Annotated in this window: 23 protein-coding genes; 16 read left to right on the top strand and 7 right to left on the bottom strand. The window is 32.4% G+C overall.

Features of this window, described 5'->3' with window-relative positions; all coding sequences use genetic code 11:
• The first annotated feature begins 74 nt into the window (after nt 1–74).
• From AC23MC_RS05955 to AC23MC_RS05940, 4 genes are read left to right on the top strand one after another with little or no spacing between them, the layout of a single operon-like run.
• The gene (locus tag AC23MC_RS05955) at nt 75–2,015 is read left to right on the top strand and encodes a BatA domain-containing protein (RefSeq protein ID WP_487567497.1); all 1,941 of its coding nucleotides are present in this window, start codon (nt 75–77) and stop codon (nt 2,013–2,015) included.
• Nucleotides 2,012–3,265: a dihydroorotase gene (locus tag AC23MC_RS05950; RefSeq protein ID WP_487567496.1), complete on the top strand. Its 1,254-nt coding sequence runs from the start codon at nt 2,012–2,014 to the stop codon at nt 3,263–3,265. Before AC23MC_RS05955 ends, AC23MC_RS05950 begins: the two co-directional genes overlap by 4 nt.
• Complete coding sequence (locus tag AC23MC_RS05945; RefSeq protein ID WP_291095231.1) at nt 3,265–3,576, top strand: DUF4870 domain-containing protein; 312 nt, start codon at nt 3,265–3,267, stop codon at nt 3,574–3,576. Before AC23MC_RS05950 ends, AC23MC_RS05945 begins: the two co-directional genes overlap by 1 nt.
• Before the next feature lie 2 nt (nt 3,577–3,578).
• The gene (locus AC23MC_RS05940) at nt 3,579–4,223 is read left to right on the top strand and encodes an alpha/beta hydrolase (protein ID WP_487567495.1); all 645 of its coding nucleotides are present in this window, start codon (nt 3,579–3,581) and stop codon (nt 4,221–4,223) included.
• Between the two features lies 1 nt (nt 4,224).
• Here the strand turns inward: AC23MC_RS05940 and AC23MC_RS05935 are convergent, their stop codons facing one another.
• From AC23MC_RS05935 to AC23MC_RS05925, 3 genes are read right to left on the bottom strand one after another with little or no spacing between them, the layout of a single operon-like run.
• Nucleotides 4,225–4,716, bottom strand: a complete 492-nt coding sequence (locus AC23MC_RS05935) for a hypothetical protein (RefSeq protein ID WP_487567494.1) — start codon at nt 4,714–4,716, stop codon at nt 4,225–4,227.
• A 34-nt stretch (nt 4,717–4,750) separates the two neighbouring features.
• Nucleotides 4,751–5,236 (bottom strand): hypothetical protein, encoded by a 486-nt coding sequence (locus tag AC23MC_RS05930; RefSeq protein ID WP_487567493.1) that lies wholly within the window; start codon nt 5,234–5,236, stop codon nt 4,751–4,753.
• 4 nt (nt 5,237–5,240) lie between these two features.
• Nucleotides 5,241–6,005 carry an MBL fold metallo-hydrolase gene (locus AC23MC_RS05925; RefSeq protein ID WP_487567492.1) on the bottom strand — a complete coding sequence of 255 codons (765 nt, stop codon included), beginning with the start codon at nt 6,003–6,005 and terminating at the stop codon, nt 5,241–5,243.
• Nucleotides 6,006–6,090: 85 nt separating this feature from the next.
• Here AC23MC_RS05925 and AC23MC_RS05920 point away from each other — a divergent pair, with 85 nt between their 5' ends.
• Nucleotides 6,091–7,563 carry a TonB-dependent receptor gene (locus AC23MC_RS05920; protein WP_487567491.1) on the top strand — a complete coding sequence of 491 codons (1,473 nt, stop codon included), beginning with the start codon at nt 6,091–6,093 and terminating at the stop codon, nt 7,561–7,563.
• An 87-nt stretch (nt 7,564–7,650) separates the two neighbouring features.
• On the opposite strand, the gene bcp is transcribed toward AC23MC_RS05920, so the two are convergent.
• Nucleotides 7,651–8,103, bottom strand: coding sequence for a thioredoxin-dependent thiol peroxidase (bcp, locus tag AC23MC_RS05915; protein WP_487567490.1), 453 nt, complete (start codon nt 8,101–8,103; stop codon nt 7,651–7,653).
• Nucleotides 8,104–8,372: 269 nt separating this feature from the next.
• Between bcp and AC23MC_RS05910 the strand changes: the two genes are divergently transcribed.
• A complete protein-coding gene (locus AC23MC_RS05910; RefSeq protein ID WP_487567489.1) occupies nt 8,373–9,032 on the top strand; it encodes an endonuclease III domain-containing protein in 660 nt (219 codons plus the stop codon).
• Here AC23MC_RS05910 and AC23MC_RS05905 read toward each other — a convergent pair.
• Nucleotides 9,027–9,779: a LytR/AlgR family response regulator transcription factor gene (locus AC23MC_RS05905; RefSeq protein ID WP_487567488.1), complete on the bottom strand. Its 753-nt coding sequence runs from the start codon at nt 9,777–9,779 to the stop codon at nt 9,027–9,029. The genes AC23MC_RS05910 and AC23MC_RS05905 overlap by 6 nt on opposite strands.
• A 1-nt stretch (nt 9,780) precedes the next feature.
• Nucleotides 9,781–11,838: a tetratricopeptide repeat-containing sensor histidine kinase gene (locus AC23MC_RS05900; RefSeq protein WP_487567487.1), complete on the bottom strand. Its 2,058-nt coding sequence runs from the start codon at nt 11,836–11,838 to the stop codon at nt 9,781–9,783.
• A gap of 739 nt (nt 11,839–12,577) precedes the next feature.
• Between AC23MC_RS05900 and AC23MC_RS05895 the strand changes: the two genes are divergently transcribed.
• From AC23MC_RS05895 to AC23MC_RS05870, 6 genes are read left to right on the top strand one after another with little or no spacing between them, the layout of a single operon-like run.
• Complete coding sequence (locus tag AC23MC_RS05895; protein ID WP_487567486.1) at nt 12,578–13,180, top strand: hypothetical protein; 603 nt, start codon at nt 12,578–12,580, stop codon at nt 13,178–13,180.
• A 30-nt stretch (nt 13,181–13,210) separates the two neighbouring features.
• The gene (locus AC23MC_RS05890; protein WP_487567485.1) at nt 13,211–14,464 is read left to right on the top strand and encodes a CsgG/HfaB family protein; all 1,254 of its coding nucleotides are present in this window, start codon (nt 13,211–13,213) and stop codon (nt 14,462–14,464) included.
• Nucleotides 14,465–14,502: 38 nt separating this feature from the next.
• Entirely contained in the window at nt 14,503–14,973 is a 471-nt protein-coding gene (locus tag AC23MC_RS05885; RefSeq protein ID WP_487567484.1) for a hypothetical protein, read from the top strand.
• A 16-nt stretch (nt 14,974–14,989) separates the two neighbouring features.
• Nucleotides 14,990–16,048 (top strand): hypothetical protein, encoded by a 1,059-nt coding sequence (locus tag AC23MC_RS05880; protein ID WP_487567483.1) that lies wholly within the window; start codon nt 14,990–14,992, stop codon nt 16,046–16,048.
• 12 nt (nt 16,049–16,060) lie between these two features.
• Nucleotides 16,061–16,822, top strand: a complete 762-nt coding sequence (locus AC23MC_RS05875) for a T9SS type A sorting domain-containing protein (RefSeq protein ID WP_487567482.1) — start codon at nt 16,061–16,063, stop codon at nt 16,820–16,822.
• A gap of 48 nt (nt 16,823–16,870) precedes the next feature.
• Nucleotides 16,871–17,413 carry a hypothetical protein gene (locus AC23MC_RS05870; RefSeq protein ID WP_487567481.1) on the top strand — a complete coding sequence of 181 codons (543 nt, stop codon included), beginning with the start codon at nt 16,871–16,873 and terminating at the stop codon, nt 17,411–17,413.
• Nucleotides 17,414–17,658: 245 nt separating this feature from the next.
• Here AC23MC_RS05870 and AC23MC_RS05865 read toward each other — a convergent pair whose 3' ends face one another.
• Nucleotides 17,659–18,246 (bottom strand): RNA polymerase sigma factor, encoded by a 588-nt coding sequence (locus AC23MC_RS05865; protein ID WP_487567479.1) that lies wholly within the window; start codon nt 18,244–18,246, stop codon nt 17,659–17,661.
• Nucleotides 18,247–18,597: 351 nt separating this feature from the next.
• Here AC23MC_RS05865 and uvrA point away from each other — a divergent pair, with 351 nt between their 5' ends.
• The 4 genes from uvrA (at nt 18,598) to AC23MC_RS05845 (ending at nt 24,048) form a co-directional block, all read left to right on the top strand.
• Entirely contained in the window at nt 18,598–21,390 is a 2,793-nt protein-coding gene (gene uvrA, locus AC23MC_RS05860; protein WP_487567478.1) for an excinuclease ABC subunit UvrA, read from the top strand.
• A gap of 530 nt (nt 21,391–21,920) precedes the next feature.
• A complete protein-coding gene (locus tag AC23MC_RS05855) occupies nt 21,921–22,538 on the top strand; it encodes a hypothetical protein (protein WP_487567477.1) in 618 nt (205 codons plus the stop codon).
• Between the two features lie 402 nt (nt 22,539–22,940).
• Entirely contained in the window at nt 22,941–23,576 is a 636-nt protein-coding gene (locus AC23MC_RS05850; RefSeq protein WP_487567476.1) for a hypothetical protein, read from the top strand.
• A complete protein-coding gene (locus AC23MC_RS05845; protein ID WP_487567475.1) occupies nt 23,563–24,048 on the top strand; it encodes a YbbD-related protein in 486 nt (161 codons plus the stop codon). The genes AC23MC_RS05850 and AC23MC_RS05845 overlap by 14 nt, the downstream gene beginning before the upstream one ends.
• Nucleotides 24,049–24,100 lie beyond the last annotated feature (52 nt).

The following is a 24,100-nucleotide window of genomic DNA, read 5'->3' as shown; positions in this document are numbered from 1 at the left end:
GCTTTCGCTTTTGCTTAACACTTTTGATTTGTGCTATTAAAATATAAAAGCTATCTTTGACAAACTTTCAATTAATGCAGTTTAAACATCCTGAAATTCTGTATTTCCTCTTTTTATTGGTGTTGCCAATTTTAGTCCATTTATTTCAACTCAGACGATTTAAAAAGGAATATTTCACCAATGTAAAATTCCTGAAAGAACTTTCCATACAAACCAGAAAAAGCTCTCAACTCAAAAAATGGCTGTTGTTATTAACACGATTGTTACTTTTAACAGCCTTGATTTTTGCATTTGCTCAACCTTTTTTTAAAGCCAAAGACAGCAAAGGAATTACCAATGAACTCTATCTTGTAGTTGACAATTCGTTCAGCATGCAAGCCAAAGGAAAACAAGGCGAATTACTCAAAAGAGCTGTTCAGGAATTATTAGAAAATACACCTGAAAGCACAACTTTTTCTCTCCTTACCAATGATGATGTATATTGGAATACAGACATCAAATCGATTCAAAAAGAATTGATGAATTTGGATTATAGTGCCACAAGTTTTCAATTAGATCAGAGTTTAACGAAAATTAAATCCAGAAAAACGCCTTTTAATAAAGATGTCGTAGTAATAACAGACGCTGTAAACCTTCAAGCAAATCAGTTAAAACCGATTGATGAAACGATTAATCCGATCTTCATCCTACCCAAATCTGAACAAAAAAATAATGTGTCGGTTGATAGTGTTTACCTTCATCAAACCTTGGATAATTTCTATGAAATTGGTGTAAAATTAAAATCGTTTGGCGAATCGGAACAAGAAATTCCGGTTGCTATTTACAATCAAAAACAACTGATTGCCAAAACGCAAGTAAAATTGAATCAAGCGGAAAAAGAACTTTTTTTTACCATTCCAAAAGCTGATTTTAATGGTTATGTTTTTATTGACGAACCTGGATTGAGTTATGACAATTATTACTATTTCAGCATTTCTAAACCTGAAAAAGCGAATGTTTTAGCCATTGGTGATACTGATAAAAATCAATTTTTGACGAAAATTTATAATGAAAATGAATTTGTCTTTTCGCAATTTGAATTAAAATCGCTGGATTACAATGTATTGGATAAACAAGATGCAATTATTATCAATGAAATAACAGAAATTCCGCAAGCTCTTCAAACCACATTAAAAGCTTTTTATGATAAAGGAGGAAATATTATTTTTATTCCTTCAGAAGAAAATAATGTGGCGAATATAAACAGCTTGCTTAGAAACTTTGGAAACTTTTCTGTAAATGATTTGACAAAACAAGAAAAACAAATTACAACTATTTCTTTCGCTCATCCGTTATATAATGGTGTTTTTGAAAAGAAAGCTACAAATTTTCAATATCCAAATACAAAATCAAATTTTGCTTTAAAAAGTACCTATCCGGCCATTTTGACGTTTGAAGATCAAAGTCAGTTTTTAACGGCAATTTCAAATTCATTAGGTAGTTTTTATGTTTTTTCGGCACCAATCAACAAGGAAAATTCTAATTTTAAAAATTCTCCTTTAATTGTACCGACGTTTTATAATATGGCTTTTCAAAGTGCAAAAACGGGAATCAATGCGTTAACGGTAGGCACATCTTCGCCAATCACGATTGACCAACTTTTGGCAAAAGATGAAATTATTTCGGTCGTTTCTATTACAGATGAAAAGAGCGAAAAGTTCATTCCGCAACAACAAATTCTGAATAATAAAGTAAAACTTACCTTTTCAGAAAGTCCAAGTCAATCAGGAAATTTCAATGCTTTAAAAGATAATACAATCATAAAAAATATAAGTTTTAATTATTCCCGAACCGAAAGTGATTTGCGTTTGGATAATTCAAATTTATTGGAATCTTACGAAAACGGTAATTCAATTGAATCTGTTTTTGATGCTTTGCAAACCAACCGAACCGACAATACGATTTGGAAATGGTTTGTGATCCTTGCGTTATTATTTGTGGTACTGGAAATACTCATTCAAAAATTTGTGAAATGAATTTAATCATTCGAAATGCAACTGTTGTCGACCCAAACGGTGTGCATCACAACCAAAAAACTGACCTGAAAATTGTGGGTAAAACCATTGCAAAAATTGGTTTAAACTTGCCTTCCGAAAAAGATTTTGAAGAAATTAGTTTAGAAAATCTTCATATTTCCAATGGATGGTTTGAGAGTTCAGTTTCCCTCGGCGAACCTGGTTTTGAAGACCGTGAAACCATTGCCAACGGATTATCGGTGGCGGCAAAAAGCGGTTTTACAACTATTGCTTTGCAACCCAACTCGTTTCCGGTGATTGATAATCAGTCGCAAGTTCGATTTGTAAAGGAAAAAGCCAGAGATAACGCAGTAAATTTATTTCCAATTGGAGCGTTAACCAAAGGTTCGGAAGGAAATGATTTGGCTGAATTATTTGATATGAAAAATGCCGGAGCAGTTGCTTTTGGCGATTACGGGAAAAATATAACCAATGCGAATTTACTCAAGATCGGATTGCAATATGTGCAAGATTTTGATGGATTAGTCATTGCTTTTTCACAAGATGAAAAAATAAAAGGAAACGGCGTGGCTCATGAAGGCATTGTTTCTACCCGATTGGGATTAAAAGGAATTCCATCGTTAGCAGAAGAATTAGTAATTGCAAGAAACTTATTTTTATTAGAATACACCGGTGGAAAATTGCATATTCCGACAATTTCTACAGCAAAATCGGTAGAATTAATCAAAGACGCAAAAGCAAAAGGTTTACACGTTTCGTGCAGTGTAGCGGTTCATCATTTGGTTTTAACAGATGAAAAATTAAGGGAATTTGATACACGTTTGAAAGTGAGTCCACCCTTGCGAGATGAAAAAACCAGAAAAGCATTAGTAAAAGGTGTTTTAGATGGAACGATTGATATGATTACTTCCGATCATAATCCGATTGACATTGAGCATAAAAAAATGGAATTTGATTTGGCCAAAAACGGAACCATTGGCTTAGAAAGTGCTTTTGGAGCTTTATTAAATGTACTTCCTTTGGATGTGATTATTTCTAATTTAACGAATGGAAAGGCAACTTTCGGTATTGAAAATTCAGCAATTAAAGAAGGTGCAGCCGCTGATTTAACTTTCTTCAACCCTAATTTAGAATGGACTTTTGGAAAGGAAAACATTCTCTCTAAATCAAAAAATTCAGCATTTTTAGGCGAAAAAATGATTGGAAAAGTATACGGAATTTATAATAATGGAAAATTAGTTTTAGAATAATGGAACAAAATAAAAATGCAGCAATTGTAGCTTACTTAACGATTATTGGATCTGTAATCGCTATTTTTATGAATAGTGAAAATAAAAGTTCGTTTGCAAGTTTTCACATCAGACAAGCATTGGGAATCTTTTTGACCTTTTTTGCTTTAGGATATCCTATCGGTTATTTTGATAGTTGGATGATATCCTCGGCTTTTTACATTTTCTTTTTTATTTTATGGATTTTTGGATTCATGGGAGCATTGAATAATGAAGAGAAAAAAGTTCCTTTGTTGGGTGATTTTTACCAAAATATATTTAAAAGCCTATAATTATGTCGTTACAGTATTTAATTCGAGAGCCAAAAACAATTCAAGAAAAAAATCCCTTATTACTTTTATTGCACGGTTATGGCAGTAATAAAGAAGATTTATTTTCATTTGCATCAGAACTTCCGGAGGAATATTATGTGATTTCGGTACAAGCTCCGCATGATTTAATGTACGGAAGCTATGCTTGGTATGCTATCAATTTTGATGCAGACGATACTAAGTTTTCCGATATAAATCAAGCCAAACAATCGAGAGATTTAATCGTTGATTTTATAGATGAATTAGTTGCAAAATATCAAATTGATAAGGAGAAAATCACCTTAATCGGATTCAGTCAAGGAGCGATTTTGAGTTATGCCATTGGCCTCTCCTATCCTGAAAAAATTTCACAAATTGTAGCGATGAGTGGTTATTTAAATACCGAAATGGCGAAAGAGAATTTTGAGCAAAATGATTTTTCAAGCTTAAAAATATTTGCTTCACACGGAACGGTTGATCAGGTTATTCCTGTTGATTGGGCAAGAAAAAGTAGTCCGGCTTTAGAAAAATTAGGAATTGAATTTGTGTATAAAGAATATCCGGTTGGTCACGGTGTTGCTCCGCAAAATTTTTATGATTTTAGAAAATGGCTGGAAGAAAATAAGTAAATTAATCTTCTATTTTATCGCTTCCGGTGATTTTTGGTCCCACACCACCATCGCCGGCAAATAAAATTTCTTCTCCTTTTTTAAGCACAAATCCTTTCCAAGGAATGAGTTGCCAATCATCAAATTTCCATGGTTGGCCTTCTGAAGGACGTATTAAAATAATAGATTTCACTTGATTAGGTAAAAATATTTCGGCTTCATTTCCTCCATCTTCACCAAAAACAATGTAAGCATTTTTAGTTTCATCCTCATTATTTTGATTATCCTGCGGATAAAGTGTAATGGCAGATTCGTATATTTTTATACATTCTTTATTCAAAGTTGACCAAAAATAACCCGCTCCGTCCAAACAACCATTTTCATCTTTGTCGGCACTGGCAATAGTATCTAACAGTGCTTGCTTTTTAACCAATTCAGGTTCTACATCCTGATCAAATTTTTTGCAGGAAACAAAACTCAAAACCAATACAGCTAAAAGCAAACTATTTTTCATACCAAAAAAATTAAGGACTTAAATATACAAAAGTTTACTGTTTTGGATATAATGTAGATTGAATTATTTTAAAATTGATTGTTTCGTCTTCTTCAATGAAATACTGTAACAATACTTCGCCCCATAAATCACCATTACTGAAGTCTGCAATAATCCAGCGATGATTGAGAACTTCTATTTTATTGATAATAAACTTTCTATCATCAATTTTCCCAAAATCAACCATCGGATTACCCTCTGGATTATCATTCAAATCCATTAAATTGGCTTCAATTTTTGGAATTAATTTTTCAATAGAATAATCTTCAAGATAATTCTGGGCATGATCATTATTTCGCAACGTAAAATAATTGGCATCAAACAATTTATTACTTAAAGTTTGAATAGTATCATTCATTTTAGTCTTCAGACTTTCAAAACGTTCGGCTTCAAATTTAACTTTTTTACTATAATACATATACGTGAAAATCGTCATTAAAACACTGACAATGAACAAATAAAGAAATAATGATTTTTTCATTTTATTAAATTGAAATTTCTAAGTTATCGTATGCTAGATAAACGTTTTTTGGTAATTTTTGTTGTACTTCCTCGTGAAATCCAAGCAGATGACTAATATGCGTTAAATAGCTTTTTTTTGGATTGACCAAAGCTATGAAATTTAATGCTTCTTCCAAATTAAAATGTGTGTTGTGCGGTTCTTCACGCAACGCATTGACAACCAGCACATCTAAATTCCTAAGTTTTTCAATTTCATTTTCTGAAATGGTTTTCACATCCGTTAAATAGGCAAAATTATCAATTCGATAACCAAAAACCTGAAGATTGCCGTGCATCACTTCTATTGGAATAATCTTTTGATTTCTGATACTAAAATTTTGATTTGAAATTACTTCATGAACCGCTACTGATGGAGCTCCGGGATATTTATTTTCAATTTCAAAAATGTAATCAAACCGTTTTTTTAAATTTTGAATTACTCTTTGATGGGCATAAATTGGAATATCACCTTGCTTGAAAAAAAATGGTCTGATGTCATCTAATCCTGCAGTATGATCGGCATGTTCGTGCGTAAAAAGAATAGCATCTAACTTCGTACAACCGGATGTTAACATCTGTTGTCTAAAGTCAGGTCCGCAATCAATCACAAATGAATAGTCTTTGTGGTGAATCCAAACTGAAACTCGCAAACGTTTGTCTTTTGAATCGGAACTTTTGCAAACAGAATGATTACTCCCGATTACCGGAATACCTTGAGATGTGCCCGTGCCTAAAAAATAAACCTTCAAGACGTTAAATTTTCACAAAAATAGCACTATTTATCTTTTATTACGGTATGATATTTGTTAACTTTGCATTGTATTACCTATGAAAATGGAAAGACTAGCAATGGAAATAAAACTTAAGGGAGATAGAGCAATTGAACAAATCCCTTCAATTAAAGACAAAGCTCTTAGAATCAATCTTAACGAAAATATATACGGAACTTTTGCGGAAATTGGTGCAGGACAGGAAACTGTTCGTCACTTTTTTAGATCGGGCGGTTCATCCGGAACGATTGCAAAAGCGATGTCTGCTTACGATAAAGACTTTAGTGACGCCATATACGGCGTTGAAAAAGACGGTCGTTATGTTACAGAAAGTCGCCTAAAAAAGATGCTTTCACACGAAGTAGATTTAATTGAAAAACGTTTGGATCGGGTTAAACATCCTAATAAAATGTTCTTCAGTTATGCAAACACAGTAGCAACAATTGATTTTGCGAAACAGTTTAAAGGTCATGGTTGGGTTGGAATTAAATACCAAATTGAACCGGACGAAGATTATAATGAAATAATTCTTCACATCAGATTTAAAGAAAATGATGCTCGTTTACAACAAGAAACGCTAGGTATTCTTGGGGTAAACTTAATTTATGGTGCTTATTACAAGTACAATGATCCCAAAAAATTATTGCGTTATTTGTATGATCATTTAGATAAAGATCAGCTAGAAATTGATACAATTAACTTTTCCGGTCCGCGATTTGCAAACGTTGATAACCGATTAATGAGTTTGCAATTGGTTAAAAATGGAATGACCGATGCCGTGATGTTTGGCCCAGATGGAAATAATATTTTACCTGCTTCGATTTTATATAAAAAAAATATTTTAGCACTTCGTGGAAGTTTTCGCCCGGTAACGCGTGTGAATATGGATATGTATGAAAAATCGCTTGAAATGTTTTTATGTGAAAACAAAGTGGAAGCCGATAATACATTAGTTATTTTTGAAATTACACTTTCCAATTTACGTTCGGAAGGTGAAATTGATGAACGTGATTTTATGGATCGTGCCGAATTACTTTGTTCGCTTGGACAATATGTAATGATTTCAAACTTCCAGGAATATTATCGTGTGGTGGAATATTTCTCTAATTACACCAAAGCAAGAATGGGATTAGCGATGGGAGTCAACAATTTAGTTGATATTTTTGACGAAAAATATTACCGCCATTTAAGTGGTGGAATTCTAGAAGCGTTTGGTAAATTATTCTATCGCGATTTAAAAGTTTTCCTTTATCCGATGAAAGATGAAAATGGCGAAATTGTTAATTCTGAAAACTTAAAAGTGCATCCGAGAATGAAAGAATTGTACAAATTCTTTAAATTCAATGGCAAAGTGGTGGATATTGAAATTGCTAACCAAAACAATTTAGAAATTTACTCTCGCCATGTATTGAAAATGATCGCCAAAGGAACCGAAGGTTGGGAAGAAATGCTACCAAAAGGTGTTGCCGAAATAATTAAAAAGGATAAATTATTTGGTTACGATTCTAAACCAAGAATTGAGGAGCCAACTAATTAGGAGATAAAAAGCCACGAATTCCACTAATTTACACGAATTAATTTGTGTAAATTAGTGGAATTCGTGGCTTAAATTACTTAACTGCTTTTATCCTAAAATTTGTTCTGCGTGGGCTTTGGTTTTTACTGAAGTGATAACCTCATCAATAATTCCGTTTTCGTTGATTACAAATGTGGTGCGATGAATTCCGTCGTATTCTTTTCCCATAAATTTTTTTGGCCCCCAAACGCCAAAGGCTTGAATGACTGCTTTATCTTCATCGGCTAAAAGTGGAAATGGAAATTCATATTTGTTTTTGAAATTTGATTGAGCTTTGGCATTGTCTGCACTGACACCTAAAAGTGCATAATTATTGGATTCGAAACGGCCAAAATTGTCCCGTAAATCGCAAGCTTCGGCTGTACAGCCCGGCGTGTTGGCTTTTGGATAGAAGAAAACCACTAATTTTTTTCCTTTGTAATCGGATAAGGTGTGAACTTTTCCGTCTTGGTCTTTTGCTGAAAAATTGGGTGCTTTGTCGCCTTTTTCTAATGTTGTCATATGTTGGATTTTTAAATTTCTTACTTTTTCTTTGTAAATTCTAAATTCTAAATTCTAAATTCTCATTTCTAACTTCTGCTCACCTGCCCCAGATTGAAGTGGAAAGCTTTTATTGAAGAAAGCTAGTTTTTGTAAGGCTAAAAAAGCGACCACCGGAAGCTCTTTTTGGACTTAACAAAAACAGCTTTGTGAAATAAAACTTGGAACGGAAAGCTGGATTAGGCACATAAAAATTAATAGTATAAATTTACAATCATAAAATTACGAAAATGACGAAGAAAGACCGTGCAACGTTTGTTATAAATAAGTTAAATGAATTATATCCGACAATTCCGGTGCCATTGGACCACAAAGATCCGTACACTTTGTTAATTGCTGTGTTGCTTTCGGCTCAATGCACTGATGTCCGAGTGAATCAAATTACGCCACTTTTGTTTGCCAAAGCCGATAATCCGTATGATATGGTGAAAATGAGTGTGGAAGAAATTAAGGAAATCATTCGTCCGTGCGGACTTTCGCCAATGAAATCGAAGGGAATTTATGGTTTGTCTGAAATTTTGATTCAGAAACACAATGGTTTGGTTCCGCAAAGTTTTGAAGCGTTGGAAGAACTTCCTGCTGTAGGTCACAAAACGGCGAGTGTAGTGATGAGTCAGGCGTTTGGTGTTCCGGCTTTTCCGGTGGATACGCACATTCACCGATTGATGTATCGTTGGAATTTATCGGATGGGAAAAATGTAGTGCAAACTGAAAAAGATGCGAAAGCGATTTTTCCGAGAGAATTGTGGAATGATTTGCACCTTCAAATTATTTGGTACGGACGAGAATATTCGCCGGCTCGTGGCTGGAATTTGGAGAAAGATGTGATTACGAGAACGATTGGAAGGAAGTCGGTTTTGAAGGAGTTTGAGAAAGTAAGAAAGTTATAGGTTTTCTAATTTTTTCATTAAATCGTCTTTGCGTCTAACAGAAACCTCAACCACTGAATTGTCTAATAAATGAACATACCCGCCTTTACCTTTGTCGTAACTTTTCATGTAGTCTAGGTTAATGAGGTGAGAATTGTGTATTCTGAAAAAGTTAAACGGAGATAACAATTGTTCAAATTCTTTTAATGTTTTTGAAACTAAAATTGGTTTTGCTTTGTTGAGAAATAAAGTTGTGTAATTAATATCACTTTCACAGCGAATAATATCGCTGATAGATATCAAAAGAGTTTCTGTTTGAGTATGAATTGTAATTTTTTTATTCTGTCGTTTTAAATGAGAAAAATTTTCTAATAATTCCTGATAATTTTCAGAAGAACCACTTTTGTCGTTTTTTTTATTTTTCCATTTTTCTACAGCAGCGATTAAATCATCCGGATCTACAGGTTTAAGTAAATATTCAAAAGCACTAAATTTGATTGCTTTTAAAGCATAATGTTCAAATGCGGTAGTAAAAATGACTTCAAAATTTATACTTCCTAATTTTTCCAATAAATCAAAACCGGTAGAAGTATTAATTTGAATGTCTAAAAAAAGTATATCAGGCTGCACTTTTTGCAAAAAAACATAAGCTTCTTCGATAGAATTAAAAACCCTTAACACCAAAATATCAGGTAAATAATCTTCAAAAAGTTTTTGAAGTCGATCTTGACAATGTTTTTCATCATCAACAATTACAACATTTATCATATTAATCGGGTTTAATTTCTAATGGCAGTTTTACTTCTACTTTTGTTCCTTTGTCTAAATCAATTAAATTAACTTGAGCATTAGTGTTTTTAATATTGTTCAGAATGGCGAGTCTTTCTTTTGTAATACTCATTCCATACGATTTATAATTTGACTTTTCTTTTGTTTTTCTGCCGATTCCATCATCTTCAATAATACAATTGAGCATCTTATTTTCTTCTGCAATTTCAATGATTATTTTTCCTTCACCATTTTTTTCTGCCAAACCATGCCAAATACTATTTTCTACAAATGGCTGAAGAATTAACGGAGGAATATAAGTTTCACGAATATTAATTTTAGGGTCAATTTTAAATTCATACGAAAATTTATGGTTTAATCGCATGGCTTCCAATTGCATATACATTTCTAGCATTTTCAATTCTTCTTCTACTGTAATTTCTTTTTCTTCAGAATTTTCTAAAATGCCACGCATGAGTTTAGCAAATTTAGCTAAATAATAATCTGCTGATTTACTGTCGTTTTTTTGGATATAATCACTAATCGAATTAAGCGAATTAAAAATAAAATGAGGGTTCATTTGCAAGCGTAAAGCCTTCAATTCGGTATCACTGATTTGAGCTTTAAATAGAATTTCTTTTTGTTTTTCCTTAAAAACTTGTCTTTTTCTAAAACCAATTAAGAGAAATATACCTGACAATAGAACCACACTACTTGTTCCTATAGTTGCATACTTAATAATTTTCTGTCGGTTGATTTCAGCTTCATTCAAAATACGCTCCTTATCCATTTGATAAGCATGCTCTTTTGTTAATAATTCTTCTTTCTTTTCAAAATCAGTTAAGCTGTCTTTTAATTTTACAAATTCTTTAAATTCTTTTAGTGATAAGTTTGTATTGCCTTGCTTTTCATAGATTTTAGCTAAAATTTCTCTTGCATACATTTCTGTTTCTTTATCTTGATTTTCTAAAGTATAATTTAAAATGGGCAACATATATGATAGAGAGATCGTAAACTTTTCTGTTGGGTTAATATTTTCATTTTTTAACAATTCATCCGGAGCTTCCAAAATAGCTTCTACAAAGTACATTTTTGAAACATACTCAGAATCTACATCTTGAATTGAGATGTAATAATCCATAGATTCTTTTAATTGGGGAAGTGAAATATCAAATTTCTTTTGAGCATTATGAATTATTGCAATATTTGTAAGTAAATTATATTTATACCAATCTACCTTAATCTCTGTTGCAATTTGGAGTCCTTTTTCATAGAGTAACAGTGCTCCTACTAAATCGTTATTTTGATCTTTTGCCGCACCATAATTTGTATAAACATTAATTATTCCTTGTTTATAATTTATAGAAGAATATATTTTAATTGCCTTTTCATAATATTCATATGCTTTAACATGTTGACTGTTCCGTTTATAAACTAAAGCAATATTTTCATAAGCATTACCAATTAATTTTTTGTCCTTACTTTTTTCTGCAATCTTTAAAGATTTAAGATAATATTCTAATGCCTTTTGATATTCATTTAATCTAAAATAACACACCCCTATTGTATTAAGTACATTAATACAGTTGGGTTCCATTTTAAGTTCAGTAAAAATTCTGTAACCTCTTTTCTCTAATTCAATTGCTTCTAACTCTCTATTATGTGTTGAATAAATTATAGCCAAATTATGCAATGAAAACGCTTGTAACTCTTTATCTTGAATTTCCTCAGCAATTTTTAATGCCTTTTTATAGGTTTCAATTGCTTCATCTGATTTTCTAATTTCATATAAATTTAAACCTTTAATCAAATTTACTTTTGCTAAATACTTCTTATCTTTCAGCTTAATCGCTATTGTGTTGGCACTATCTGCATATTTCAATCCTACTTCTGGGTCTTCAAAAGCACTACTTTTTGAAACAATTAAGTATAACTTTAACCGTGTTTCATCCACCTTTTTATACTTTTTTAATTCTTGTAATGCCGAGTCTTTTTGAGTTAATTGTCCAAAAACAGGGAAACTAAAAATCCAAATGAAAAAACATAAATATTTGCTCATAAATTAATCAATGTTTGAATATCAAATATAATTAATAAAAATTAACAAAATATAACAAATAATCAACAAACTACTACAAATAATAATTAGTTGTTTTTCAGTTTCATAATTAATGATAAAATTGTTGTTGTAATCCTTGAAAAATTGAAAATAATTAATCTAAATACTTATCATGTAATTTTCCACTTGTTGGGAATATTACTTTTTTTATTTCCGTTTTTCTCCATTTCAAATGTCTATTCAGTCTCAACAATAACAATAAATGGGTTTGAAATGATTTCAGGAACAGTTAAACTTTTTTCAACAGAAATAAAACCAATAAAAATTAATGCTGAACCAATTTTACGGATTAATCTAATTTTATTATTAATAGGTATTCTTGTTAATTCCTTGAGTAGAACATCATTTCAAACATTAAATTTTTTCAATTCGGTTTTAGGAATTGTTTGTCTTATCATTCTTAAACATAAACTTGAGTTTGAATATTCTATTCCATCAAACGAATGGACAACTATTGAATGTAAATTTTCTTTTTGGCTACTACTAATAGATTGTTGCATCATTTGTTTATTATCCTTAACAAAAAAGCCAACCGAAAAAAATAAAAATGATTCAAAGCCATCCATCCATATCAACATTTATACACAAACGGAACGAATAATAAATAAAGAGTAACAATTAATCAATAGCTATTTTACCAATAAAATTTAAGAAATAAGTTTGATTAAAATGTTAAAAAATGAAAAAAACGATACTTATATACTTTTTACTTATTGCAATGTTAAGCTGCAAAAATGTATCTGAAAAGAAAGAGACGAAAACAAGTGATTCTGAAAAAGCAATTGAATTTTATGATTTATTAAAAGAGTTAATCCCTAATGAATCAAAAAAAGAAGCTATAGTAAATTGGGATTTACAAATAGAAATGATTGAATGGTCGTTTCCTTCACCACCATTTGATGGTGTAATTTATTCAAATTCTGCAGAAACCACTGTTAGCTTAAACGATTCTAAAAATCCTGTTAACTGTTTCCTATTATTTAACGGTAGAACAATAGATGGATATGATGAAATTCAAATTACGGTAAATGAACCAGAAAATTATAAACTGGAAAATATACTTGTTAATACTTCACTAACCTCAATTAAATTATTGAAAGAGGAAAAAGAAGGGTTTCCATATTATGAATATGAATTGAGACTACCTAATAAAAGACCGATTTGGCTAATCATTATGCGTGATTTAGAGGGACAAATCAACATGTATGAAGAAAATGAATCAACTATAACAATAGTTTGCTTATTTAACAAAATTGAATATGAAAGAAGAACCAAAGACTAAATAATAAAATATCAACTAAAACAAAACATTATGAAAACATTAAAAGTTATTTTTCTGCTAATTATTTCTTTAACAAGCTTTGAATCAGCAATGGCTCAAAAGAAAGAAAAAAACAAAAACAAAATTACGTTTGAAGATATTCAAGCTATTTGTCCTAAAACACCAGTAAACAAAAGAGTTAGATTATCTGTTTCTTCTTTTAAATCCGCCACGTCTAGTGCTTCTGCAAAGTTTGGTGATGAACTATCACACATGCTAACCAATGCATTACAAAATGTGAATTGTTACAACGTATTACTAAGTCAAAAAGACATTGAAGAATTAACCAATGAAATTGAATTCGCTCAATCAGGAAATGTAAAACAAGGAAAAGGACCAAAAACAGGACAAATGCAAGGTGCTCAAGTGATTGTAATGGGCAAAATTACAGAATATGCCGATGGAGGTCAAAATGTTAATGTGGGAGGATTAAAATTTGGAGGAAATAAAGCTAAAATTGGATTTATTATTCAACTCATAAATGCTGAAACAAGAGAAATTATTGATTCAAAATCAATCAATGTTGAGGGAAGTGCAGGTGGCTTTTCTGGGTTTAGTGTATTAGGAACTGGTGTGGTTGGTTCACAAACTATAGCCAATGGAAACAAAGCTGTAGCAGATGCCATGGAAAAAGGGATAATTGAAGCTGTACAATTTATATCGCTTGCAAAAGATGATTTGCCGTTTCCTGAAGCTCAAAATTCTGGTCCAAAAATATTTTCAAAAGCCAATTGTGGATTATTGAATAAACCTTATGTACCAAAAATCATGGTTATTCTTCCTGAATTTCATATTACTCAACGTATTCCAGATCCTGCTGCTGAAACTGAAATAAATCGTAAACTAATTGAAGCTGGTTTTCCTGTTGTTGATCCTGCCATGTTTGCAACAAAAGAAAATGAAGTAGCTTTTATCAATGCAGCAAAAAATCCAATGGCAGCTATTTCTATGGGTAAAGAATTTGGAGCAGATATTGTAATTTATGGTGAAGCCTTTAGCCAACGAACAGGAACACAAGGAAAACAAGTTACTTGCCGAGCTAGAGTTGAAGTTAAAGCCGTTCGCACAGATAATTCTACTATTGTTGCCGCTCATGGTTTAGAAGCAGGAGCTTTGGATAATGCAGAATTTGTAGCAGCTAAATCAGCTCTAAGAAGTGCCGGAGAATTAGTGGCTGACTATCTGTTAGAACAATTTTGCTCAAAAGACCTTGAATTCGAGAAATCGAAAGGTAAGAAGAAATAAAAACAATTTGACTTAAAATAACTTAAAAAAAGATTATTATGTATTGTAGAAATTGTTCAAACGAAGTACACGAAAAAGCAATAGCTTGTCCAAAATGTGGGGTCAACCCTCATTCTGAAAAAAATTATTGTTTCGGTTGTGGTACTTCAACAAAAGAAAATCAAGTAATGTGCATTGAGTGTGGTATTTCATTTGCACAACAGTCGCAAATTGGAAATGACAATGGAAAAACCGTTGCCTTAATTGCTCATTTTTTCTGGATTGGATGGATTATAGCCCTCGTTTTACACAACCAAAACAAATCTGAATTTGGATCATTTTATCTACGCCAAACCCTTGGTTTGAATTTGATTGTCTTATTTACTTTTTTCATACCATTCTTAAATATCTTGATTGGTATGATTGTATTTATTTTTTGGATAATTAGTTTAATCAGAAGTTTAAATAATGCCACAAATCCAGTACTTCTTTTAGGCTCATCTTTCCAAAATTGGTTCAAAACAATATAATTAAAATCTATAAATCATGAAAAACAAAAACTTATTTAAAACTGTTGCAATAGCATACCTATTGCTACTATTTACAACAATGAACGCCAGAGTTTGGCGGGTGAATAATAATGCTACTTACAATCAATGGACAGGCGAACAGGTTTTTTCCAATTTGCAGACTGCTATAAGCAGTAATCTAGTTTTAAATGGTGATATACTATATTTAGAAGCATCGGGAATAAGTTATGGAACGGCAACAATTACAAACAAAGCGTTAACCATAATTGGCACTGGATATTTTTTAGATGATAATCCGCAGCTTCAAAACAACCACACAACAGCTAAAATTAACCAGTTAACATTTGGAGCAGGTTCGAGCGGTTCTTCGATTTACGGGATAGAATTTGTTAATGCAGATAGAGATATATTCTTTTCAGTCAATACCTTATCCAATATTACCATAAGCCGATGTAAATTTCATAACGGCATTGATATAGATGGAGGAAGTAATTATAGTAATATATTGATTTCTAAAAACTATTTTGATGCTAATTTTACTGTAGATGTAACTTCAGGAGGAACAATTTCAAATATGACTATTACCAATAATTATTTTGGAGGTAATATTACATTAAGAAGCACTACAGTGGCAACAATTTCTCATAATGTCATTCGTGGTGTAGTAAGTATTTATGGTAATCCTTTCTACAATAATATTTTGTTGACAACTTCAGCATCTGTAACACAAAACAATAATTCTTCTGACAATGTTTATAACAATATTTTCAGAATTACGCAACCTGCTTGGCTCAATAATGCTGGAAATAACACTTTTGGCGTAACCGAAGCGTATCTTTTTAACAACATTAACGATACTGAAGAAAAAAAATATATTTTAAAAGCACAAGGACTTTGCCCTGAATGTTATCAGGGGTATCCGTCAAATGTACAAATAGGCATGTATGGCGGAAACGACACATATATATTGAGCGGTATTCCTGCAATACCTGCCATATACACCTTGAACGCTTCTGCCAATGCACCACAAAACGGTACATTAAACGTTATAATTAGCACTAGAAGTAATAATTAAAAAATAAAAAACATGAAAAAATTATATACTTTTTTACTGTTTTGTCTAGCATTTACTTCTTTCTCACAAAATATCACTCAAATGGAATATTTTTTTGATAATGATCCGGGGTTTGGTAATGCTACACCAATTTTAGGTTTTAACAATCAACCAGATGTTATTAACTTCAGTTTTACGATTCCAAATACCTTTACAAATGGAATTCACACTGTCGGTTACCGAACCAAAGATGCTTTAAACAGATGGAGTCATACCAATTTCAGCACATTTTATGTACTTGAAAATAATGTTTTATATGATATTGTTGAATTAGAGTATTTTTGGGATGAAGATGCTGGCTTTGGTAATAATACAGTTGTGGCTGTTTCTAATCCAACGAATAATCTATTTAACTATCCGTTTGATGTAAACGTGCCTGCAAACCTATCAATTGGAGATCATAAACTTTTCATTCGTTCAAAAGATAGTAATGGAACCTTTAGTCACACAAATTATGTTAATGTTGAAGTTGAACCAACTGTAGGTTTATCAGAAATTGAAAAATTAGGAATACAACTTTATCCAAACCCTGTTAACGATTTTCTTACTATAAAATTAATGGATAATGAACCTTTTCGTTTACTAATCTACGACTTAAATGGAAAATTAGTTACCGATAAAGTTATTAATTTCTCAACTCAAATCGATTTAAGCTATCTAAGTACCGGAATTTACAACACTCTCATTTGGAAGGAAGTAAATAAAATTCAAAATTTTAAATTAATAAAAAATTAACTATCTTTAAACAACTAAAAAACAATTTATTAATCAATTCTATTACTTATGAGAAAATTTTTTTGCACTATTATTGTTATTTTTATTTTTTCAGCTAACGGTACATCACAAACATTTCAACAAGGTGACAATGTAATTAACGTTGGAATTGGATTAGGCAGTGCTTTAGATGCCGGTAACGGTAAACCCAACATCGGTTTTAATGCTTCCTATGAAAGAGGTATTTGGGAAGCCGGCCCCGGATTAGTTAGCTTAGGAGGTTATGCAGGTAGAGTTAGCTTTAAAGATGATGGGCCTGGCTATGAACAAAAATGGAATTACACCGTAATTGGTGTTAGAGGTGCATGGCATTATACTGAACTAAATCATGAAAAATTTGATGTTTATGCTGGTGTTATGGCCAGTTATAATATTGTTGATTACTCTTATGAAAGCTCAGGATTTAGTGCAACAAGTGATTCATACAGCAATAGCTTAGGTGGTTCTGTATTTGCGGGAGGTAGATATTACTTCACAAACAACATTGCTGCTTTTGTGGAAATTGGCTATGGTGCAACATTTTTCAATGCCGGAATCGCTTTCAAATTTTAAAAAAATACCTTTAAAAAAAAACATCCCGACTCTAATCGGGATGTTCCTTTTAATTAGCGATTGTTTCAAAAGACATATTACCTACTTTAACAATGCTCAGTGCCTTGGAGTAGTTGAGCAAAAAACGTATAGTTTCTTTTTTAGGTAACATCTTTGGAGTCGCTAACTTTTTTCTAGTGTAAAGTTTTGCCATAGATAAAATATGTTTGTTTATATCTACAACGAAAGACTTCTCCAAATATTGTTTAATTGGTTAAAATTATTTGATTTTTTTCAATTACTTTTCGAAGGTTCATTAAAGCATATCGCATTCTTCCTAAAGCAGTGTTAATGCTAACTCCGGTTAAATCGGCGATTTCTTTGAAACTCATATCTTGATACATTCGCATTACCAATACTTCTTTTTGATCGGCTGGCAATTCTTCTAAAAGTCGTTGCAAATCATTTTCAACTTGATCAGTAATCATTCTGCCTTCTACATTCATCGAATCATCAGACATATACGAAAAGATAGAATATTCTTCTGTTTCGCGTTGCATTGGCATCTTTTTGTTTCTTCGGAAATGATCGACAACTAAATTATGAGCAATTCGCATTACCCACGGTAAAAACTTACCTTCTTCGTTATATGAATTTGATTTTAAAGTTTTTATTACTTTAATGAAAGTATCTTGAAAAACATCATCAGTTACATCGCGATCTGCAATTTTGGAATAGATAAATCCATAAATTTTAGATTGATGTCTTTCTATAAGAATAGCCAACGATTGCTCATCACCAGCAATGTAATTCTTAACCAATAAAGCGTCTGGGAGTTGATTAACAGTAGCCATAGTAATACCTTTTTAATTTCGTGTTTTGAACTAAATTTTCTAAAAAAGTATTTTTTTCCTATAAGCAATTGTTAAATAAAGATTAATTATTAGCCAAATGTAACACAATTTTATTTGAACAAACAAATTTTAATTGAAATTTTAACATTCAAAATGCAATAAATGTGGAAAACCATAATGAATTAGTTATATTTTGCATAAAAAAGTTGTTTTTCACACCTGACAGGTTTCAAAAACCTGTCAGGTGTAACATTCCCTTAAATTCAATTCTCAATTCCATAAAAAATAGAAATTCCCAACCTTTTAATTGAAATTTCAAATCACTATCTTTGCGATTCTTTCAACTTTGCTATGACACCAGAAGAATTTGCCCTACTCGAACCAAAGAAAAATATCCTGATTAAAGGAGCACAACTCCACAATCTTAAAAATATTGATGTAGCGATTCCGCGAAATAAATTAGTGGTAATTACCGGACTTTCGGGTTCCGGAAAATCGAGTTTGGCTTTTGATACATTGTATGCCGAAGGACAACGCCGTTATGTGGAAAGCTTGTCGTCGTATGCTCGTCAATTCTTAGGAAGATTAGACAAGCCAAAAGTGGAGTATATTAAAGGTATTGCTCCGGCAATCGCCATCGAGCAAAAAGTAAATACGACCAATGCTCGTTCAACCGTTGGTACCTCAACTGAAATATATGATTATCTGAAATTGCTTTTTGCTCGTATTGGAAAAACCTTTTCACCGGTTTCCGGTCAAGAGGTAAAAAAGCAAAGTGTTTCGGATGTCGTGAAAATCATTACTTCGTTTGAACCCGAAAGTAAATGGCTCCTCCTCGCTCCTATTCATTTGGAAGAAGGCAGAGCATTGGAAGACAAATTAAAAGTATTACTTCAACAAGGTTTTATTCGGATTTTGGTTGATAACGAAATGATTCGTTTGGATGAATTAGAACAACATTCATTAGATAATAAAGATATTCTGTTAATCGTAGATCGTATTGTGGTGAAAGACGATGAAGAGTTCTTAAATCGTTTAGCCGACGCTGTGCAAACTGCTTTTTATGAAGGAAAAGGCGAATGTTATGTGCAAGAAGTAACGACTCAGAAAAGACTCGAATTCAGCACCAATTTTCAATTAGATGGTATCACTTTTTTAGAACCAAACGTGCATTTGTTTAGTTTTAATAATCCGTACGGAGCTTGTCCTACTTGCGAAGGTTACGGAAACATCATTGGAATTGATGAAGAATTGGTGGTCCCGAACACCGCTTTATCTGTGTATGAAAATGCAATTTTCCCTTGGAGAGGCGAAAGTATGGGATGGTACCGCGATCAATTGGTGAACAATGCATACAAATTTGATTTCCCGATTCATAAACCGTATTTTCAATTGACTGAGGAACAAAAACAGTTGATTTGGAACGGAAATAAATACTTTACCGGACTGCACGATTTCTTCAAAGAATTAGAAGAGAAAAATTATAAAATTCAAAACCGTGTAATGCTTTCTCGTTACCGAGGAAAAACAAAATGTCCGACTTGTAAAGGAAAACGGTTACGAGTGGAAACCAATTATATTAAAGTAGGCAACAAAACCGTTTCGGAATTAGTTGATTTGCCAATCAAAAATCTAATTGTCTTTTTTCAACAATTAGAACTATCTGAATACGATCAAAAAGTTGCAAAACGATTGTTGATTGAAATTAATAACCGACTTAAATTTTTGGATGAAGTTGGATTGAGTTATCTAACGTTAAACAGAAATTCCGCTTCCCTTTCCGGTGGCGAATCGCAACGCATCAATTTAGCAACTTCGTTAGGAAGCAGTTTGGTTGGTTCGATGTACATTTTAGATGAACCCAGCATCGGATTGCATCCAAAAGATACTGAACGATTAATCGAAGTATTAAAAAACCTTCGAAACCTAGGTAATACAGTAATCGTTGTTGAACACGACGAAGACATTATGAAAGCCGCAGACCGCATCATCGACATAGGTCCCGAAGCCGGAACACACGGTGGTCATTTAATTGCCGAAGGAGATTTTAGCGAAATTCTAAAAGCCGATTCATTAACTGCAAAATATTTAAACGGTGAATTAGAAATTGAAGTTCCTAAAAAGAGACGAAAATTCAAGAATCATATCGAAATTATCGGAGCTCGCGAAAACAATTTAAAAAACATCGACGTCTACTTTCCTTTGGATTGTTTAACCGTGATTACCGGCGTTTCCGGAAGCGGAAAAAGTACTTTGGTCAAAAAAATATTATTTCCTGCTTTACAAAAGAAATTAGAAGGTGTAAGCGATAAAGCCGGACAATTCACTGAATTACGAGGTAATTTCTCGCATATCAAACACATTGAATATGTAGATCAAAATCCGATTGGAAGAAGTTCTCGTTCAAATCCGGTGACGTATATTAAGGCCTACGATGATATTCGGGATTTGTTTACGAAACAAAAACTATCCAAAATTCGAGGTTATTTACCAAAACATTTTTCGTTTAATGTGGATGGTGGTCGATGTGAAACCTGCAAAGGCGATGGCGAAGTAACCATTGAAATGCAATTTATGGCCGACGTGCATTTGGAATGTGAAACCTGTGGCGGAAAACGTTTCAAAAAAGAAATCCTCGAAGTACAATTTGAAGGAAAAAATATCGATAACATTTTGACAATGACCATCGATGATGCGGTTGCTTTTTTTGATGAACACAAGCAAACTAAAATCATTCAGAAATTAAAACCATTGCAAGATGTTGGTTTGGGTTATGTGCAATTGGGTCAGTCCTCTTCTACTCTTTCGGGTGGAGAGGCTCAACGTATTAAACTCGCCTCGTTTTTAGTGAAAGGAACCACCAAAGACAAAGCTCTTTTTGTGTTTGATGAACCTACCACCGGTTTACATTTTCACGATATTAAAAAATTACTTGCTTCATTTGAAGCTTTGATTGAAAAAGGTCATTCTATCATCGTAATTGAGCATAATTTGGATTTAATCAAATGTGCCGATTACATCATCGACATTGGTCCCGAAGGTGGCGAAAACGGCGGTCAACTTATGGCTTTCGGAACTCCGGAAGAAGTGGCAAAAGACAAAAAATCGATTACGGGGAAATATTTGAAGGAGAAGTTGAAATAGGTTGCGGGTTGAAAGTTGAGGGTTAAAAGTTTCGAGTTGCGGGTTGCGGGTTTCAGGTTTCAAGTTTCAGGTTATTCTGTGAATTCTGTGCTTTCCGTGAGAAATTTTTTAGCGGTTTTTCTTTCCAAGTAGGCGATTTGTTTCCTTTCTAGCCCCGATTGCAGTGGAAATCTTTTTGTTGGCGAGCTTTGCTCGTGAACAAAAAATTGCAACGGAAAGCGGGAAAATGGATGGCTGAAAATGCCCGAACCATTCGCTTCTAATTCCGTTGTCGGTTATCCGTTGTCGGTTTGATTTTTCTAATTTATCAAATTTTAGAAATCTGTGTTCTTCCATCACCCATTACCTATTACCCATCACCTATCACCTTAAAAAACAAGCACTTAAAAATCATTAACAACTCATTCACAACACAAAATTCATTTTTGGCACAGCTATTGAAAATAACTAAACAAGAAACTGAAACAAATCAGTTTTTAGTGAAAGCTGAAAAACTCAAGAGTAAGCAAAAAGTTTAAATCGAATGTGTCATGAAAAAAATTACCCTCTTAGTAGCCGCAAACTTACTGGTTGGAAGTTTGGCTTTAGCAGCAGAAAAAACCACTTTTTCTGATTTTGAAAGAAATGTTGCTTACTCAAATTACATGGACGCAGAACCAATTGTATTCATGGAGCGAGGTATCGAGTTCTTTGTATTCTTAAACGGTGATTTCGATTTCAACACTCGTCCGCAAGACAGTCAAGGAGGCATCTTCTACCGCAGAGGAGGCACCCGAGGAACCACCGCAGCAGCCGTGAATTACGGAGTTCGGATTGAGCACGATAGTTTTGGAAGAGTTCGTCGCGTGGGCAACACCTTTATTAACTACGACAACAGAAACCGCGTAAGCCGCATCGGAACTGTCTATATGAGATACAACCGTTTTGCACTGTCTCAAATTGGTGGCATGCAAATTGTATATAACAACAGAGGAATGATAACCCGCACAATTGGTCAAGTGAATTTTACGAGAGGTAACAATGGTTACGCCCATAACAGCTACTACGGAAGTTCAGATAACTATAACAGCGGCTACACCTACAACGACAACAGTTACTACTACTACAAAGCAGATGGAACAAAAGCGTTGATTGAAGAAAAAAAATAAGTAAATAAATTTGAGTTTGGTTAGTTAGATTAAAAAGTTTGGTTAAGTTTGGTTGAAGAAAGTCCTGCGAAAATCCCCAAGTAGCAGGGCTTTCTCTTTTTTGTTAATTTCTTTATTCTTTTCTCTTTCTTCTATTTTCTATTCTCTTTTTTCTTTTCTCTATTTTCTTTTCTCTATGGCATGACCACAAGGGTCGGGCTTTTCGTTCCAAGTCCTCGTTCCGCCTGCGCAAGCTCCGGCTTCTCTGCGGGCTTTCCTCTTCAATCCCTCATGCGGGTTTGTGCTAGGAAGAGATTTATTTTAAAAAAAACAATAATTGTGATTCTAAACGATTATAGAAAACTGTAAAGTATTTTAAATATATTTGTTGAAGTAGAATTAAGTTAATAAAAATTTTTAAAAATGAAAAAAACTATATTTTTATTATTTCTCACTTTTAGTACTTTACTTTCTTATAGTCAAAAGAAAGAATTTTATGTCAATGATAATTTTGAATATATAACCGAAGCTGAATTTAACAAAAAACACATTAATCCGCTAGACTATAATCTGAGATTTGAATTAGACACGTGTTACATGAACGTCAAAGTTTCAAGATATAAAAAAGGTAAAATCAACTTGAGCTTACTTGATTCAATAAAGAAGTCTTTTACAAAAAAAAATAATCAAGAATTTAACGAAAGTGATATTCTTCTAATAAACTATTTTCCTGGCGATAAACAGATGGGTGCAGATGGATACAAAACAAATTTTAAAAAAAAATATAATCAATACTATCACAGAATTGATAAAATTGGTGAAATTAAGCAACTATTCATATATAAATCAAGTAGTGGTTTAGAGGGATTTGGTGAAAAAATAAATTGGCAACCTGATATAAATAATTTAATTGAAAACACATTTTACCCAATTCACTATCCAAATGGAGGATATGTAATCATTGATAGTAAAGGAAATTACGTTTCAGAAAGAGGAGAATATTGCTATTCTGACACGTTAATAGAATTAATAAAAACTTTTACTAATGACAATAATTAATCGCTATTTATTAAGATATTTTAGAAATATCAAAAAAGTTATTTTAATAATAACATTTATTTTCTTTTTGTCCTGTAACAATAATGGTGGATATGAACAATACTATCCTAATTATTCAGATTTTGAAAAAATAACAAACAAAAGACTCACAGGGTGGTTTCCAGAAATAATTACTCCTGATAGTTATGAAATTAAAAACACTTCATATTTGGACATTTGTGTTTTTAGTTCAATAAAATATAAAAAGTCATCAAGTTTAGATTCAATATTTAGCTCGTACAAATCAATCTCAACAGAAGAGTTTAAAAAAAATGTAGCAAAATATCAATCAAAAGTTCCCGAATGGTTTGTAGCTATAGATTCTGTAAAAAGTGAATCTTATGAAGCCGTCGAGCTTAGAAATAAACTTTTCGCTTTGAGAAAGAAAAAAACAAACAGAATTTTCACAGTTTCATCCATAAAGTATAAATAACAACTACTCCCAACATTTAAATTTGACTTAAATAAAATTTCCCAAAAAGAAT

This window comes from Flavobacterium sp. T50_26 (genome assembly GCF_057652995.1).
This window is presented reverse-complemented; position numbering and strand designations above follow the sequence as displayed.